The sequence below is a fragment of the Micromonospora sp. NPDC048830 genome (assembly GCF_043198215.1).
In the GTDB taxonomy this organism is placed as follows: domain Bacteria; phylum Actinomycetota; class Actinomycetes; order Mycobacteriales; family Micromonosporaceae; genus Micromonospora.
Genome location: NZ_JBICUP010000003.1, coordinates 157,347 through 172,710 on the forward strand (window position 1 = coordinate 157,347; position 15,364 = coordinate 172,710).

General features: G+C 72.3%; 14 protein-coding genes. All 14 read left to right on the forward strand.

Annotated elements, in window-relative coordinates; translation table 11 throughout:
- The first annotated feature begins 182 nt into the window (after positions 1-182).
- The 14 genes from ACGFIZ_RS04815 (at position 183) to ACGFIZ_RS04880 (ending at position 15,346) form a co-directional block, all read left to right on the forward strand.
- Positions 183-1,043: a TauD/TfdA dioxygenase family protein gene (locus ACGFIZ_RS04815; RefSeq protein ID WP_393415877.1), complete on the forward strand. Its 861-nt coding sequence runs from the start codon at positions 183-185 to the stop codon at positions 1,041-1,043.
- Complete coding sequence (locus tag ACGFIZ_RS04820; protein ID WP_393415879.1) at positions 1,040-1,840, forward strand: HpcH/HpaI aldolase/citrate lyase family protein; 801 nt, start codon at positions 1,040-1,042, stop codon at positions 1,838-1,840. The genes ACGFIZ_RS04815 and ACGFIZ_RS04820 overlap by 4 nt, the downstream gene beginning before the upstream one ends.
- Complete coding sequence (locus tag ACGFIZ_RS04825) at positions 1,837-2,778, forward strand: PLP-dependent cysteine synthase family protein (protein ID WP_393415881.1); 942 nt, start codon at positions 1,837-1,839, stop codon at positions 2,776-2,778. Before ACGFIZ_RS04820 ends, ACGFIZ_RS04825 begins: the two co-directional genes overlap by 4 nt.
- A 46-nt stretch (positions 2,779-2,824) precedes the next feature.
- Positions 2,825-4,627, forward strand: a complete 1,803-nt coding sequence (gene asnB, locus ACGFIZ_RS04830; RefSeq protein ID WP_393415883.1) for an asparagine synthase (glutamine-hydrolyzing) — start codon at positions 2,825-2,827, stop codon at positions 4,625-4,627.
- Positions 4,624-5,679 carry a PrpF domain-containing protein gene (locus ACGFIZ_RS04835; RefSeq protein ID WP_393415885.1) on the forward strand — a complete coding sequence of 352 codons (1,056 nt, stop codon included), beginning with the start codon at positions 4,624-4,626 and terminating at the stop codon, positions 5,677-5,679. The genes asnB and ACGFIZ_RS04835 overlap by 4 nt, the downstream gene beginning before the upstream one ends.
- Positions 5,649-6,776 carry an acyl-CoA dehydrogenase family protein gene (locus ACGFIZ_RS04840; protein WP_393415887.1) on the forward strand — a complete coding sequence of 376 codons (1,128 nt, stop codon included), beginning with the start codon at positions 5,649-5,651 and terminating at the stop codon, positions 6,774-6,776. Before ACGFIZ_RS04835 ends, ACGFIZ_RS04840 begins: the two co-directional genes overlap by 31 nt.
- The gene (locus tag ACGFIZ_RS04845; protein WP_393415889.1) at positions 6,767-8,131 is read left to right on the forward strand and encodes a dihydroorotase family protein; all 1,365 of its coding nucleotides are present in this window, start codon (positions 6,767-6,769) and stop codon (positions 8,129-8,131) included. Before ACGFIZ_RS04840 ends, ACGFIZ_RS04845 begins: the two co-directional genes overlap by 10 nt.
- Positions 8,128-9,324 (forward strand): FAD-dependent monooxygenase, encoded by a 1,197-nt coding sequence (locus tag ACGFIZ_RS04850; RefSeq protein ID WP_393415891.1) that lies wholly within the window; start codon positions 8,128-8,130, stop codon positions 9,322-9,324. The genes ACGFIZ_RS04845 and ACGFIZ_RS04850 overlap by 4 nt, the downstream gene beginning before the upstream one ends.
- Positions 9,321-9,908, forward strand: a complete 588-nt coding sequence (locus ACGFIZ_RS04855; RefSeq protein WP_393415893.1) for an NADPH-dependent FMN reductase — start codon at positions 9,321-9,323, stop codon at positions 9,906-9,908. Before ACGFIZ_RS04850 ends, ACGFIZ_RS04855 begins: the two co-directional genes overlap by 4 nt.
- A gap of 23 nt (positions 9,909-9,931) precedes the next feature.
- Positions 9,932-10,213, forward strand: coding sequence for a hypothetical protein (locus ACGFIZ_RS04860; protein ID WP_393415895.1), 282 nt, complete (start codon positions 9,932-9,934; stop codon positions 10,211-10,213).
- Between the two features lie 196 nt (positions 10,214-10,409).
- Entirely contained in the window at positions 10,410-11,435 is a 1,026-nt protein-coding gene (cysK, locus tag ACGFIZ_RS04865; protein WP_393415897.1) for a cysteine synthase A, read from the forward strand.
- 1 nt (position 11,436) lies between these two features.
- Entirely contained in the window at positions 11,437-12,753 is a 1,317-nt protein-coding gene (locus ACGFIZ_RS04870) for an ATP-grasp domain-containing protein (protein ID WP_393415899.1), read from the forward strand.
- Entirely contained in the window at positions 12,750-14,027 is a 1,278-nt protein-coding gene (locus ACGFIZ_RS04875) for an acetyl-CoA carboxylase biotin carboxylase subunit family protein (RefSeq protein WP_393415901.1), read from the forward strand. The genes ACGFIZ_RS04870 and ACGFIZ_RS04875 overlap by 4 nt, the downstream gene beginning before the upstream one ends.
- Positions 14,024-15,346 (forward strand): MFS transporter, encoded by a 1,323-nt coding sequence (locus ACGFIZ_RS04880; protein WP_393415903.1) that lies wholly within the window; start codon positions 14,024-14,026, stop codon positions 15,344-15,346. The genes ACGFIZ_RS04875 and ACGFIZ_RS04880 overlap by 4 nt, the downstream gene beginning before the upstream one ends.
- The last annotated feature ends 18 nt before the right edge of the window (positions 15,347-15,364 follow it).

Sequence of the window (15,364 nt, forward strand, 5' to 3'; positions counted from 1 at the left end):
TCACCGGCGACCGACCGCGCCGTCCGTCGTGGGCCGACTCGGCCCGTGCCCTCCCCGCGCCTGCCGCCGGGCCCGGCAGTTCTGCGGCCCGCGCAGGCCCTGTGCTCCATCCGCGCCCGGCCCCGTGCCGGCCTGCCGTCCGGCATCGGGTGACCGCCCGGGCCGAACAGAGAGGAGTGGCCATGTCAACGTTCGGCATCCGCAAGATCAGTGGACGAGTCGGTGCCGTCGTCACCGGAGTCGACCTCGGTGCCGAGTTGCCCGCCGAGGTCTTCCGGCAGCTGCACGCCGCCTTCCTGAAGTACAAGGTGCTGGTCTTTCGCGGCCAGGACATCACCGACGCGGACCAACTCGCCTTCGCGGGCAGGTTCGGCCCGCTGACCCAGCGCCACCCGCTGATGCGTACCGCCGAGGACAATCCGCAGGTGATCCCGGTGGACGGCGAGGAGCAACGGGCGAACCACTGGCACAGTGACATCAGCTTCACCGCCACCCCGTCGCTCGGCACGTCCTTGCGCAGCGTCGTGCTCCCGCCGTACGGGGGCGACACGCTGGTCGCCAACGCCGAGGCCGGGTACAGAGCACTGCCGGCCGAGCTGCGCGACGTCGCCGACCGGCTCTGGGCGGTGCACACCAACCACGCCGAGCAACCGCGACTCGGCACCGAGCGCGGCGACGAGGTGCGCAGGGCTTTCCTGGCCAAGCGGTACGAGGCGGCGCACCCCGTGGTGCGGGTGCACCCGGAGTCGGGCGAGCCGTGTCTGTTCCTCGGTGGCTTTGCCCAGCGGCTGGTCGGGATGACGCTGCGGGAGTCGCGGCCGATCATCGACGTGCTCCAGTCCTACGTCCGCCGGCCGGAGCATGTCATCCGCTGGAGCTGGCAGCTCGGTGACGTGCTGATCTTCGACAACCGCTGCACGCAGCACTACGCGGTCGACGACTACGACGATCACAAACGCGTCCTGCACCGGGTCTCGATCACGGGGGACGTCCCGGTCGGCCTGGACGGCAAGACCAGCTACGTCCTGCAGGAGGAGCGGTGAAGCCGGCGGCGGCCACCGGGCCGGGCTCCTTCCCCGCCCGGCTCCGGGCCCGCGAGCAGCTCGTCGGATACTGGGTGGCCTGCGACAACCCCGTGGGCACCGAACGCCTCGCCGGCGTCGGCTACGACTACATCGGTGTCGACGGGCAGCATGGCGTCACCGACTCCGCCGGGTGGCGCAACGCGATGCTGGCGGTCGACGCCATGGGCCGGTCGGCCGGAGTCATCCGGGTCCCCTCCGCCGCCCCCGCCACCATCGGCATCGCGCTCGACGCCGGTGCCCGCGCGGTGATTGTTCCCATGGTGGACACCGTGGAGGAGGCGGCCGGGGCGGTGCGGGCCTGCCGCCACTGGCCCACGGGCACGCGGAGCATGGGTGGGCCGGTGCGCGCCGAGTTGCGCCTTGGTTCGGTGCCGGCCGAGCTGGACGAGGCGGTGGCGTGCATCATCATGATCGAGACCGTGGCGGCGCTGCGGAACCTCGCCGCGATCTGCGCCACGCCCGGGCTCGACGCGGTCTACGTCGGGCCCGCCGACCTGACGGTCGCGCTCGGCGGGGCCTACTTCGGGGATCCCGCCGTGGCCGACGAGTTGTCCCGCGCCTTGAAAGAAATCACGGAAGCGGCCGCGCGGGTGGGCATCGCGAGTGGCATGCACTGCCCCGACGGGGCCACCGCGGCGCAGCGGCTCGAGCAAGGGTTCACCTTCGCCACCGTCTCCAGCGACATCACCCACCTTCAGGAGGCGGCGGCGCGGCACCTGGCGGCCGCGCGCGGTGCCAAGGGAGCGGACCGGTGACCCGCGCCGTGCCGGGGGTCCGGAACCGGTACGCCGAGTCGATCGAGGACATTGTCGGGCGGACACCCGCGCTGCGGGTCCGGTTGACCGGCGTTCCGCCGGACGTTCAGGTCGTCGCCAAGCTGGAGTACCTCAATCCGCTGCTGAGCGTCAAGGACCGGCCGGCGCTCTACATGATGCGGGCGGCCGAGCGGCAGGGCCGGCTCGGGCCGGGCACGACAGTTATCGAGTGCTCCTCCGGCAGCACCGGCATATCGATCGCCGCATTCTGCGCGGTTCGCGGCCTGCGCTGCGTCATCCTCATGCCCGACAACGCCACTGCGGAACGCCGGCAGGTGTTGCGCGAGCTCGGCGCCGAGGTGGTGCTCGTACCGCACGAGGAGGGCCTGCCCGCGGCCTGGCGCCGGGCCGAGGAGCTGCAACGATCGCTGCCCGGCTCGTGGCTGGCCCACCAGGACGAGAACCCGGCGAACGTGCGGGCCCACTACGAGACCACCGGACCCGAGCTGTGGCAGGCGTGCGGGAAAGATGTCGACGTCTTCGTGTGCGGGGTCGGCACCGGCGGCACGCTGACCGGCACCGCCCGGTACCTCAAGGAGCGGACGGATGCATACGTCGTCGCCGTGGAGCCCGCCGGTTCCGCGGTGCTCTCCGGCGCCGAGGCCGGGCCGCACGCCATCCCGGGCATCGGCGCCGGCTACGTATCGACCATCACGGACCTGTCCCTCATCGACGAGGTGATTGCCGTGTCCGACGCGGACGCGGCCCAGACCAGGCGTGAGCTGGGCCGTGCCAATGGGCTCCTGGTCGGCGTCTCCTCCGGTGCCGCGGCCCACGCCTGCCGCGTGGTGGCGCTCCGGCCGGAGTGGGCCGGCGCCACGATCGTGACCGTGTTTCCCGACACCGGCGAACGCTACCTGTCCCTCGCGCACGAGTAGGCCGTCCGCTCGGACGGGGCGTGTCCGGGCACACGAGGAAAGGGCCATGTGCCGTATATATGGGTATTTCAACGCGAGGCCGTCCCGCAACGAGGTCCGGGCGGTGGCCGCCCTGCAGCGGCACGGGGGCCCGGACAGCACGGGCAGCACCCACGCGCCGGGCTGGGGGGTGGGCAACAACCGGCTCGCCATCGTCGACCTCGACGGCGGCGCGCAGCCCTACGAGCTGGACGACCGGATCGCCGTCGTGTTCAACGGCGAGATCTACAACCACGACGAGCTGCGCGAGATGCTCCGGGCCCGGGGATACGCGTTTGCCGACCGCTGCGATGGCGGCATCATCCCGGCACTCTACGACGCGTACGGCGAGGGTTTCACCGACCTGCTCGACGGCATGTACGCCATCGCCGTCCTCGACCGGCGCGACGTGCCGACGCTGCTGCTGGTGACCGATCCCGCGGGGATGAAGCCGCTCTACTACCGGTGGGACCCGGCGGAGCGGTCGTTGTACTTCTCCTCGGAGATACCGGCACTGCTGGGATTCCAGGCGGTCGGAACCGACCTGTGGCAGGCGGGCCTGGACGCCTACCTGGCCACCAAGACGCCGTTCGGCGAACAGACCATGTTCGGTGACGTGAAGGTGCTGCCACCCGCCACCACCCTGCGGTGCGAGCTGGACGGGCAACCGCGGCTGAGAATCCGCCGCCTCTCGGAGTGCCCGCCGGTGACCTCCTTGGACACCGCGGCGCGGCTCGTGCGAGACCGGTTGGCCGCCGAGGTGGGCCGCTTGCTCGTCGCGGACGTGCCGGTCGCCGTCGTCACCTCCGGCGGCCTGGACTCCAGCCTTGTCACCGCGCTGGCGGCCCGGCACCGGCCGGTGCACTCGTTCAACGTCGCCTACCGGGGCTCGTGGCCCTTCGACGAGCGAGGGTACGCCGAGCGGGTCGCGCGGTCCGCGGGCACGGTGCACCACCAGGTGGAACTCGACCCGGCGGCGTTCCCCTCGATGATCGAGGACGTCGTCTGGCACCTGGGCCAGCCCAACGCCGACCCCATCACCCTGAGCACCTACGGGCTGTTCGCCGCGGTACACGACGCCGGCTTCAAGGTCGCCCTGACCGGCGATGCCGCCGACGAGGTCTTCGGTGGGTACTCCCGGATGCGCGCGGCGGTGGCCGGCGGGTCGCGGGCGGACTGGCTCCCGCGCTACCTTGACGAGCTCGCGGTCCTGCCCGCCGAGCGCCGGTACGCGCTCTACGCCGACGAGTACCAGGCCTTCGTCCGGCACCGGCTGCCGATCCCGCCGGAAGCCCTCGACCTGCTGCACACCGGGGCGCAGACGGTGCTCGGGCGGATCCTGGCCTTCGAGCAGCGCTACCGGTTACCGGCGTACCACCTGCGCCGGGTGGACCACCTCAGCATGGCGAGCGCCGTCGAGGTACGGCTGCCGTTCTGCCAGCCCGGCGTGCTGAGCCTCGGCCGGGCACTCGGGGACGACCTGCGTATCCGGGGCGACGAGGTCAAGCGCGCGCTGTACGGCGCCGCCCGGGGCCTGCTGCCCGACGAGGTGTTGAGCCGGCCGAAGCAACCCTTCACCCTGCCGGTGACCGCGATGCTGCGACCTGGCCAGCCGCTGTGGGAGTACGGCCGGGATATGTTGGCGGGCTCGCGCTTGGCAGCCGGTGGACGCCTCGACCCGGTGGCGGTCGACGCGCTGTTCACGGCGCAGTCCCGGCGACCGCGGGACGAGACGGCGGTGACCATCTGGGCCCTGCTCGTGTACGAGGTCTGGCTCGACCAGTTCCAACGTGACCGGCGGACCGCCGGGGCCGCGGCGGTGACGACATGATCGGGCACCTGGCGTACGCCGCGGGCAGCCCCTGCCCGACGATCGTCCTCGACGGCGCCCGGCTGCCCGCCGACCAGGACGAACTGCTCGCGTACCTCGCTGCGGCCCGGGGCTACCTGTTCGCGGCCGGCGGCGGCCACGTCCTCAAGTTCGCGCTGGTTCAGCCGTCCGTACATCCCATGTTCGACCTGGACTACCGGTTCGTGCAGGCGCTGCCGGGCGCGGTGGACCGGTTCGACCTGCGCGGCTCGTGCGGGCACTCCATCCTGTCGGCGGTCCTGGCGGCCGAGCGGATGGGAATGGTGGGCAGGCTGACGGCCGACGGCCGAATCCGGGTCCACGTACGCAACAACGGCGACCACGTCGTGTGCGAGGTCGACCGGATCACCCGCGACAGCGCGGAGTTCACCGTCCACTTCGTACGTCCGGAGCCTGTCCCGGTCACCGCCCTGCTGCTGACCGGCAGCCCGCGCACCCTGCTGGGCAGTGGCGGCGCAAAGGCCGAGGTGTCGCTGGTCTCGGCCGGGAACCCGTACGCCTTCGTCGACGCGCGCAGCCTCGGCTTCGCCGATCCCGCCACGCTGTTCGGCCACAATCCACAGCTGTTCGCCCGGATGACCGGGATCCGCGCGGCCGCGGCGGATCACCTGCGCTGGCCGCGGGCGGGTGCGTTCCCGAAAATCGCGGCCATCCTCCCGGCCGGCCCGGGACGGATCGCCGCGCGCGCCGTCACCGTGCCCGGCTGGCACCCCACCATCGCGCTGACAGGCGCTGTCTGCCTGGCATCGGCCCTACGGGTTCCCGGCACCGTGACCGAGCAGATCGCCCAGGCGGCCGGTGCCGTCGGCCGTCCCATCGAGATCGTCACACCCAACGGCCGGACCACGGTTACCACGGCCCTGGCGGAGGTGGGCGGCGAGGCCGCCCTCGCGTACGCCTCGGTCACCGGCAAACGCGTCGAATTCCAGGGTTCGTTCGTGCTCGAACCTCTGGCCCGGCTGCAATTCGAGGAGGTTTCCCGATGCTTGGCGTCGTCGGTGACACCGGTATGAACAGCGAACTGTCCGCGGAGGCCGAGGAAGTGCTCCAGGCCTCGGCCGAGCGGACCGCGGTCACGGGCCGTCCAGACCCGGAGGCTCTGGCCGTGCTGCGCAGCTCCGGTCTGTTGGCCACGGCGGTTCCGGCCCGATACGGCGGCCGGGGTGGCGGCGCGGTGGAGGTCAATCGCGTGGTGCTCCGGCTCGCGGAGGCGAACCCGTCACTGGCGATCATCGCGTTCCAGCACTTCGCCGTGTGCGCGCGGATCGCCGAGTGGGGGACACAGCGGCAGCGGCGGTCCCTGCTGCCCCGCCTGGCGGACGGGTCGTGGCTGGCGGCCTCGGCGTGGAGCGAACCCGGCGCGGGTGCCGCGAAGCGGAACCTCACCAGCACGGCTGTACGGCGCTCGGACGGCATGTGGGTGCTGGAGGGCGCCAAGTCCTTCACCACCGGCGCCTCGGTGGCCGACCTCTACCTCGTCCTGGTCGGCACCGGTGAGCCACAGGCCGGCGACACCGCGCTCTACGGTTCATCAGGCCAGTCGTTCTTCCTCGTGCGCGGCACGAACCCCGGCCTGGCCCCAGACCTGAGCCTGGACCTCGTCGGCATGCGGGGCTCCGCGACCGGCTTCGTGTCGCTTCGGAAATGCCTGGTGACCGACGACGACCGGCTCGGCCCGCCGGGCCGGGCACCTGAGATCATCGCCGGGGTCCGCGACTCCGGTGCCACTCTGGGCGCCGTGGCGGCGGGCATCGCGCGGGCGGCCCTCGCGATGGCACGCGAGCACCGGGCTCGTTGGGGCCCCGCTGCGACGCCCCCGGGTGCGCACCGGATCGCCGACCTGGCGACCCGCGTCGAGTCCATCGAGGCGATCGTCGAACGGGCGGGTGCCCGGTCGTCCGCCCAGCCGGGGCTCACCACGCTGCACAGCAAGGTCTACGCGTCGGAGGCCGCCGAGCAGGTGTGCGTCGACGTCGCCCGGATGCTCGGGTCGTCGGGCTACATGGCGGCCGCCCGGGTCAACCGGCTACTCGCGGACGCCCGTGCGGTGGCCCTCATGGGTCCCGCGAACGAGCTCTGCCGTGATCTGGTGGCGGCGGCATGGGCATGAGGGTCGATCTCGACATGGTGGTCAGCGGACGGCGGATCGTCACCCCGCACGGGGTCCGGGCCGGGCACCTGCTGATCAGGGCGGGCACCATCGCCGGCGTCGAGGACAGCGCCGCCGTCGTGCCGCCGGGTGTGCCGGTGCTGGACGCCGGCGACGACTACGTCCTACCCGGGCTGATCGACTCGCACGTCCACTTCCGTACCCCCGGCCTGACGCACAAGGAGGACTGGGCGCATGGCAGCCGCGCCGCCGCAGCGGGCGGCGTCACCACCGTCATCGACATGCCGAACACCGTGCCGCCCACGCTCAGCGAAGAGGCGGTGTACGCGAAGGCGCGGCTGGTCGCGGGACACTCGCTCGTCGACCACCGGTTCCACATCGGCGTGGACCCACAGCGCCCGGAGCTGCTCGCCGGACTCGACCCGACGGTGGCCACCAGTGCGAAGATCTTCATGGCGGGCCACCACACCGCGCCGACCGTGCTCGACGATCCCGGCCGGCTCGAGCAGGCCTTCGACGCGGCGGCCCGGGGCGGCGTACGGCTCGTGCTGCACGCCGAGGACGGCGGGCTGTTCGCGTTGCTCGACCGGTGGTGGGGACAGCCCCGCAACTATCTCGACTACGAGCCCCGGCGCCCGCGCACCGCGGCCATCGCGGCGGTCGCGCGGGTGGTGGAGCTGGTGCGTCGGTACGGCACCAAGGCCCACATCCTGCACCTGTCCAGCGCCGAGGAAGCCGATCTGGTGTGCGCCGCCGGGGCCGCCGGCCTGCCGCTCACCTTCGAGGTGACCGGCCACCACCTGTCCTTCACCCGCGCTGACGCGCGCCGCCTCGGCGCGCGCACCCGGCTGTCGCCCGCGATCCGGGACCAGGCCGACCAGGACCGGCTGTGGGAGGCGGTGCGCACCGGCCAGGCGGCCAGTCTCGGTAGCGACCACGCCCCGCACACCGTCCGGGAGAAGACCCGTTCGGTCCGCGACTCGCCCCCCGGCCTGCCCGGAGTCCAGGAACTGGCCGTCGCCGTCTGGACCGGCATGCGCCGACGCTGGCCCGATGAGGACCCGGACGTGGCCGCCGTGCGGCTGGCGCGCCTGTTCGCGACTGCCCCGGCCGAGTTGTTCGGTCTGCCAGGCAAAGGGCGGCTGGAGACCGGCGCCGACGCGGACTTCGTGCTGCTGGCGCCGGACGTCACCTGGATGCTGTCGGCGCCGCAGACGTGGTCCAAGTGCGGATGGTCGGCGTACGAGGGCTGGACGATGACGGGCCGCGTGCGCCGCACCGTACGCCGGGGCGAGGTGATCTGGGACGCCGAGACCGGCTCGTTCGGCCGGCCCGAGGGGAGGTGGCTGCGGTGACGACGGCGAGGACGGTCGTGGTGGCCGGCGGCGGGATCGGCGGGCTCGCCACGGCCTCCGCTCTGGGCCGCTGCGGCTGGTCGGTGACGGTGCTCGAGCGTGCCGGGCAGCCGGCGGCCACCGGCGGCGGTCTGATGCTTCACCCCAATGGCGTCGCGGCAGCCGACGCGATCAGTCCGCGCCTGGGCGAACGCCTGCGCCGCATCGGTCACGTCGTGCGCCCCGGCGAGACGCGTCTGCTCATGGACGCGACCGGCCGGGTGCTCGCCCGGGAGCCGACAGGTGACGTGTGCCAGCGCCTGGGCCGGCCGATGATCGCGGTGATGCGTGTCGCGTTGTACCGTGCGCTCGCCGACGAGGCGCGCGCCGCGGGCGTCCGCGTCGAGCTCGGTACGACCGTGCACGGTTACACCACGCGGGCCGGGCGGGTGTCGGTGCGCGCCGACGACCGCGTCCTCGAGGCCGATCTGCTGGTGGGCGCCGACGGGCTCCGGTCGGTCGTACGCGCCATGGTCGTCGGGGACGGCGCGCCGCTGTACCGCGGATACACGTCGGTGCGCGGGCGGGCGACCCTGCCGCCGGATCGGCCACAGAGCTTCGTGGTCAACGGCATTGGGCTGCAACTGTTCACCGCTCCCGTGGGCGGCGGCAGGTGCTACTGGACGGCGAAGATCAGTGCGCCGCCGGCCGAGTGGCCGGCCCGTGGACCGGCCGGTGCGCACGCGGCCCTGCTGCACCTGATGCATGACTGGTGTCCGTCCGTCCTGCGGATGGTGGCCGACTCGCCGGTCGACGAGATCACGGTGACCGACATTCGCGACCGGGACCCGGTGGACCGCTGGTCGGACGGGCAGGTCGTGCTGCTCGGCGACGCGGCCCATCCGATGGTGCCCGCGCTGGGGCAGGGCGCGAACCTGGCGCTGGAGGACGCCGCGGTGCTGGCCGCCGCGATGGGCGCCACGAGCGACGTCGCGGCCGCCGTGCGGGCGTACGAGAACGCGCGGGTCGGACGTGCCGCCGCGGTGGTGCTCGAATCGCGTCGTCAGGGCGAGTTCGACCAGGGCGCCGGAGCCCGGCAGGCCCGCAGGCGCGATGACGTCATGAGACGTCGCGGCAGGAAGGACGCCGCCGCCCTGTCGTTCATGGACTGGCAGCCCGTGGGGCTGCCCCTCACCGGAGGTGTGCCGCGATGACCGCGCCGTTCGTCGTCATGGTCAGCGGGTCGCTGCGACCCGGTTCCACGTCGGAACGGGTCGCCGAATGGTGCGCACGGGAGTGCGCCGCGTACGGGACCCGGACGGTTGTCTTTCCCGGGGCCGCGCTGCAGTTCCCGTTCTACCGGCCGGGACTGTCGCGCACCCACGCCGGGGCCCGGAAGTTCCTCGACGCCCTCGGCCGAGCGGACGGCGTCGTGCTCGTCTCGCCGGCATACCACGGCACCGTCTCGGGCCTGCTCAAGAACGCCCTCGACTACGTCAACGACCTCGACGGCCCGCGACCCTTCCTCGACGGACGGCCGGTGGGCTGCGTGGCGGTCGGCGCCGGCGCCCAGGGCGCCGTGTCGACCCTGGCGACCCTACGGACCGTGTGTCACGCCCTGCGCGCGTGGCCCACGCCGCTCGGTGTGACCGTGACCGACCCGCACGCGTTCGACGCTCAGCAGACCGAGGCGGACCCGGAGTGCCGTACCCGGATGAGTGCGCTGCTGGCCCAGGTGCTGGCGATGAGCCGGTTCACCGCCAGGGCGGCGGCCGAACCCCTGCCCGCGCGTACCTGACCGGCACCGGAAAAGGAGACCCGATGACCACCTCCCCAGCGCCCGGAACGGACTTCACGGCCGGGCTGATCTGGCGGGACGCCAACGTGCGTACCGGCCCGTCGCTCACCAGCGAGATCGTCGAGGTGCTCCTGCCCGACGGCGTCACCCGTCACCGCGCCGACGGCTGGACGGTCGGCGAGACGGTGGTGGAAGGCAGCATCGTCAGCGATGTATGGCTCCGGCTTGGTCCCGGACGGTGGTGCAGCGCGGTCAACTTCGACCAGGAGGTCGTGGCCGCCCCGCCGCGTGAGGCGCGGATCTGAGGACCACATTGATCGAAATTCCGGAATTCTTTAGAATGGGGGTACAGCGCTGTGTGCGAGGCGGCTAACATTTCGTCACCAGGGCGTCCGCGTCGCCGACCGTCGTTCGCCGGATCGGAGGAGCTGTGAAGACCACCGCGCAGACGCGTCCGCGCGCGGCCGTCGGCCCGCGACACACCGCCTCGGCAGGTTGCTGGTGAGCACCCACGTGACCACCCGGCCGGCCGGAAGCCGTATCGCGGCCGGGATAGAGGATCTCATCGGTGGCACCCCCCTGCTGCGGCTGCCCGTTGCGCACGCGGCCCCGGGCGCCGACCTACTGGCCAAACTCGAGTTCACCAACCCGCTCGCCAGCGTCAAGGACCGGACCGCGCTGTGGATGATGCGCGGCGCGGAAGCCGCGGGCCTGCTCCGGCCCGGTCACGGTACGGTGATCGAGGCGACGTCGGGCAACACCGGCATCGCCCTCGCCGCCCTCTGCGCCGCCCGGGGTTACCGGTGCGTGATCGTCATGCCGGACAGCGCGACCAGGGAGAGGATGGGACTGCTGCTGGCGCTCGGCGCCGAGGTTGTCCTCACCCCGCGCGACGAGCGGTACCAGGGCGCCATCGACCGGGCCATGCAGCTGCACCGAGACACCCCCGGATCGTGGTTCCCGCGGCAGCACGAGAACGCCGACAACGTACGCGCGCATCGCGAGAGCACCGGTCCGGAGATCTGGGCGGACACCGGCGGCCGGGTCGACCTGCTCGTTTGTGGCATCGGCACGGGCGGCACCCTGTGCGGGGCGGCGGCCTATCTCAAGGAGCGCAATCCCCGTCTGCGTGCGGTGGCGGTCGAGCCGGCCACGTCGCCGCTGCTGTCCGGCGGTTCCCCCGGGACCCATGCCATACCGGGCATGAACGGCGGCTTCGTCGCGGACACCACCGACCGAAGCATCATCGACGAGGTGCTGACCGTCACCGACGAGGAGGCGCTGACCACGGCGCAGTGGCTGGCCCGGCGCGTCGGCGTCCTGACGGGCGTCTCGTCGGGTGCCGCGGTCCACGCCGCCTCGCGCCTGGCCCGGCGTCCGGAGAACGCCGGTCGCACCATCGTCACCGTGCTGCCCGACACCGGAGAGCGCTACCTGAGCATCTGGGCGGACGACGAAGCCGCCGGCGCCGGCGACAGAACGCTCGTGCCGCCGGTACGAGAACCACTCTTCTCGGGGGAGGACTGAGGTGACGAGCTCATGCGGCACTCTGCTGCTGGTCGGAGCGGTCGAGGACACGGTACGCAAGGCCAAGGCGCTCGGCCTGCGTGTCCTGCTGCTGCAGCATCCCACCAAGATGACCAGCGCCCAACAGGACCTGGCCGACGTGGTGCGGATCGTCGACTACACCGACTGGTCGGCCGTGGAGCCGTTGGTCCGCCAGTTGTGGCACGATCCCGGATTCGACGCCGCCCTGTCGCTGACCGAACCGGGACTGGAACCGGCGGGCCGGATCAACGACCGGTACGGCCTCGGCGGGACGGGGTACGAGGTCGCGCACCTGCTGCGCGACAAGTGGGCGATGCGCCGGCACCTCGCTGCCGCCGGCGTGCCCTCGGTCGCGGCGGCGCCCCTGACCGAACGGGCGGATCTGGACCGTTTCGGCGCCGAGCACGGCGCGTTCATCGTCAAACCGGTCGACGGCACCGCGAGTTTTGGCGTTTTCCTCGTCCGCGGTCCCCAGGACGCCGACGAGGTGTGGGCGCGGGTCCAGGAACTGCGCGGCAAGCGTACCGACCGTGGCTCCACCCTGTTCCTGATCCAGGACTTCATCATGGAGCAGTACGTCGACGGCCCGGAGCTCAGCGTCGAGTGCTTCAGCTTCGCCGGGCGGCACGTCGTCGTCGCGGTCACCGAGAAGTTCGTCGCACCGGGCTTCGCCGAGGTCGGGCACGTCGTTCCCGCCCGGCTGCCGCACGCCGACCAGGAGGCCGCCCGCGGGTACGTCCGCCGGTTCCTCGCCGCCGTGGGCCTCCGGGACGGCGTGAGCCATACCGAGATGCGAATCGGCCCCGACGGCCCGGTGGTCATCGAGAGCCACAACCGGATCGCCGGGGACGCCATCCCGGAACTGGTCGAGGGTGCCTATGGCGTGGACCTGACCACGTACGCGCTCGGCTGGCCCTTCGGCCTGGTGCCGGAGCTTCCGGACCGCCCCCGGGAGCGAGCGGCCGCCTGCACCCGGTTCCTGGTCGCCGAGCCGGGCCGGATCGGATCCGTGGAGGGAGTGGAGGACGCGCGGCGGCTGCCGGACGTTCTCACGGTCCGGATGAGCGCGCACCCGGGAGACGTCATCCGGGAACTGCGCGACAACTGGGACCGGCTGGGCCTGGTGGCGGTCACCGCGCCAGACCCCGAGTCGGCGATCCGCCGCGGCGCCGCAGTCCTCCGGGATCACATCCGGGTCCGCACGGTGAGCCACGGCGGCCGCCCGGGGATCGCCCAGATAGCGGTCGTGGACCCGGCCGTGGAGCAGCACAGCGACGTCGTGGAGGCGCGGGCATGACCGTACTCGTCCTGCACCGTAACCCACTCGAACCGTTTCCGTACGACCAGTGGCTGCGGGACTACCCCGGTGACGTGGTCGTGCTCGCTGCCCGGGACAGGCTGGAGCTGTTCGGCGAGACCGTGCCCGACGACGACCTGGGCTACCGGCGGCTGGAGTTCCTGGACACGTTCGACGACCAGGAGTCGCTGCGCCGCCGCGCGTCGAGCCTGGCGGCCGAGTTCGCTGTGGAGACCGTGATCGCGCATCACGAGGCGGACGTCGACCTAGCGGCCGGGCTGCGGCAGGCGCACAGGCTGGCCGGCGCCTGGCCGTCCGACACGGCGCCCTTCCGGGACAAGGCCACCATGAAGGCGCGGCTGCGCGTCGTGGGCATCGAGACGGCCAGCTACACTGTGCCGCGGGTCGCGGCCGACGCACGGGCCTTCGCCGAGCTGCACGGCTTTCCACTGGTCAGCAAGGATCGCCATGGGTACAACGCGATTGGTCTGCGGATCCTCGACGACCCGGACGCCCTTGAGCAGCACCTCTCGGCCGCCTGGCCAGAACCGGGCAGCGTTCGCGACGACCTGCTGCTGGAGACGTACGTGCCCGGCCGCATGTGTCACGTCGACGGCTTGGTGGTGGATGGCCGCATGGTACTGGGCTGGCCGTCGCAGTACCAGTACGACCTGGCGTCGTTCGGCACGGACGCGGGCAGCCGGGTGGACGTCGCCCTCGATACGGACGACCCGCTGAACAAGCGACTGCTGGACCTGACGGAGGGGGCGCTGGCCGCCCTGCGGCCGGAGTGCAGCCGGCTGCGCGACCACGCCTTCCACGCCGAGATCTTCCACACGCCGGACGACCGGCTGGTCGTCTGCGAGATCGCCGCCCGCCCGGCCGGGGCGAAGGTTCGTGAGGTCCTCGCCGCCATGTTCGGCGTGAACCTCGGCGAGTACGCCACCCGTGCCCAGGCCGGGCTGCCGTTACCCGGGCTGGAGGAAGCGGTCGCCGGCGGGCCGCGGCCCGTGCCGACACGCATGGCCGGCCAGGTCCTGATGATGAAGCGGCCCGGGCTCGTGCGCCAGGTGCCGCAGGCGCCCCAGGAGGACTGGCTGGAACACTTCTGGATCTACGCGCGGCCGGGGCAGCTGTTGGATCCGGCGTCGGGATCCTCCGACTTCCTGGTGGCCGCAGTCGCCTCGGCACCCGAGCGCACGGAGTGCGAGCGCCGGCTGCGTCTGTTGGGCGCCCGCTTCGAGGCCCAGACCGAGATCGTGGTGCCGGCATGAACGCCGGCAGTGCCCGCGGGTCGATGCGGCTGCGGTACATGACCGCCATGGTCGTCGACGCCACCGGCAGCGGGATGTACCTGCCGATCTCGCTGCTGTATTTCCACCACGTCACCGGGCTGCCGATCGTCCAGGTCGGAACGATCATGAGTGCCGCGGCGCTGCTGTCGTTGGTCAGTAATCCCGTGGCGGGAATCCTGGTGGACCGTCTCGGGGCGCGGGCCGTGGTGATCGGCGGATACCTGCTGCGCGCAGCCGGGTTCGCGTGTTACCCGCTCGTAGATTCGCCCGTGCCGATGTTTTTCGCGGTCGCGGTCGTCGCTCTCGGCGACGGGAGCTTCCCGCCGTCCATCCAGTCCCTGGTCGCCGAGATCGCCCGCGGCGCCGACCGGGACCGCCTGATCGCTGCCCAGCGGAGCCTGCGTAACGCGGGGCTGGGCCTCGGCGGCCTGTTCGCGGCCGCCGCCCTGGGCTGGGGCTCGGACGTCGCCTATCAGGCGATCGTCCTGACCAGCGGAGCCGCCTTCCTCGTCACCGCCGGCCTCATGCGAACCATCGCGGCGCCGCCGCCCGCGCACGACAGCACCGCCAGGATCCGGCGAGGGTACCGCCTGGTCTTCCGCAACCGTCCGTTTCTGGCCCTCACCCTGCTGAACGTGCCGACCGCATTCGGGTACATGGTGTTGTCGGTGAGCCTTCCCGTCTACGTGACCCAGGATCTTGGCGCCCCGAACTCGATTGTCGGCGTCTTGTACGCGGTCAACACCATCGGCATCGCGGTGCTCCAGATCCCGGTCAGCGGGTATCTGACGCGGTACCGGCGAACCCGGGCGGCGGCGCTCGGCGGGGCTGTCTTCTGCATGTCTTTTCTACTGTTCGAGGCGCTCGGCCTGGTCTCGTCCGACCGCGCCCTCATCGCCGGTGTCTTCGCCGCGACCGTGCTGTTCACCGTGGGCGAACTCCTGCACGGCGCGACTGCCTCGGCCCTCGTGGCCAACGCCGCGCCGGAATACACCCGGGGCCGGCACCTGGCCGTGTACCAGCTCTCGTGGGCCGTCCCGACGGCCCTGGCGCCAGCGGTGCTCACCAGCCTGCTGGCGCTGTCGCCCGCGGTGATGTGGCTGGTGCTGGCGGCTGGCGTGGCGGGCTCGGCGCTGACGCTCACCCGGCTCGAGCCGCGGCTGCCCCGCCAGGCCGTCGAACCGCATGCGTCCCCTCCGGAGCCGTCCACGGCGGACGGGCTCGCGAAGCCCGCGGCGTTGGAGCCCTCGGCTCCGGGGCTTCCCGGTGCCGCCCCGCCGGGTGGAGTCAGGCGCTGAACCCACGAGGCGGTGCCG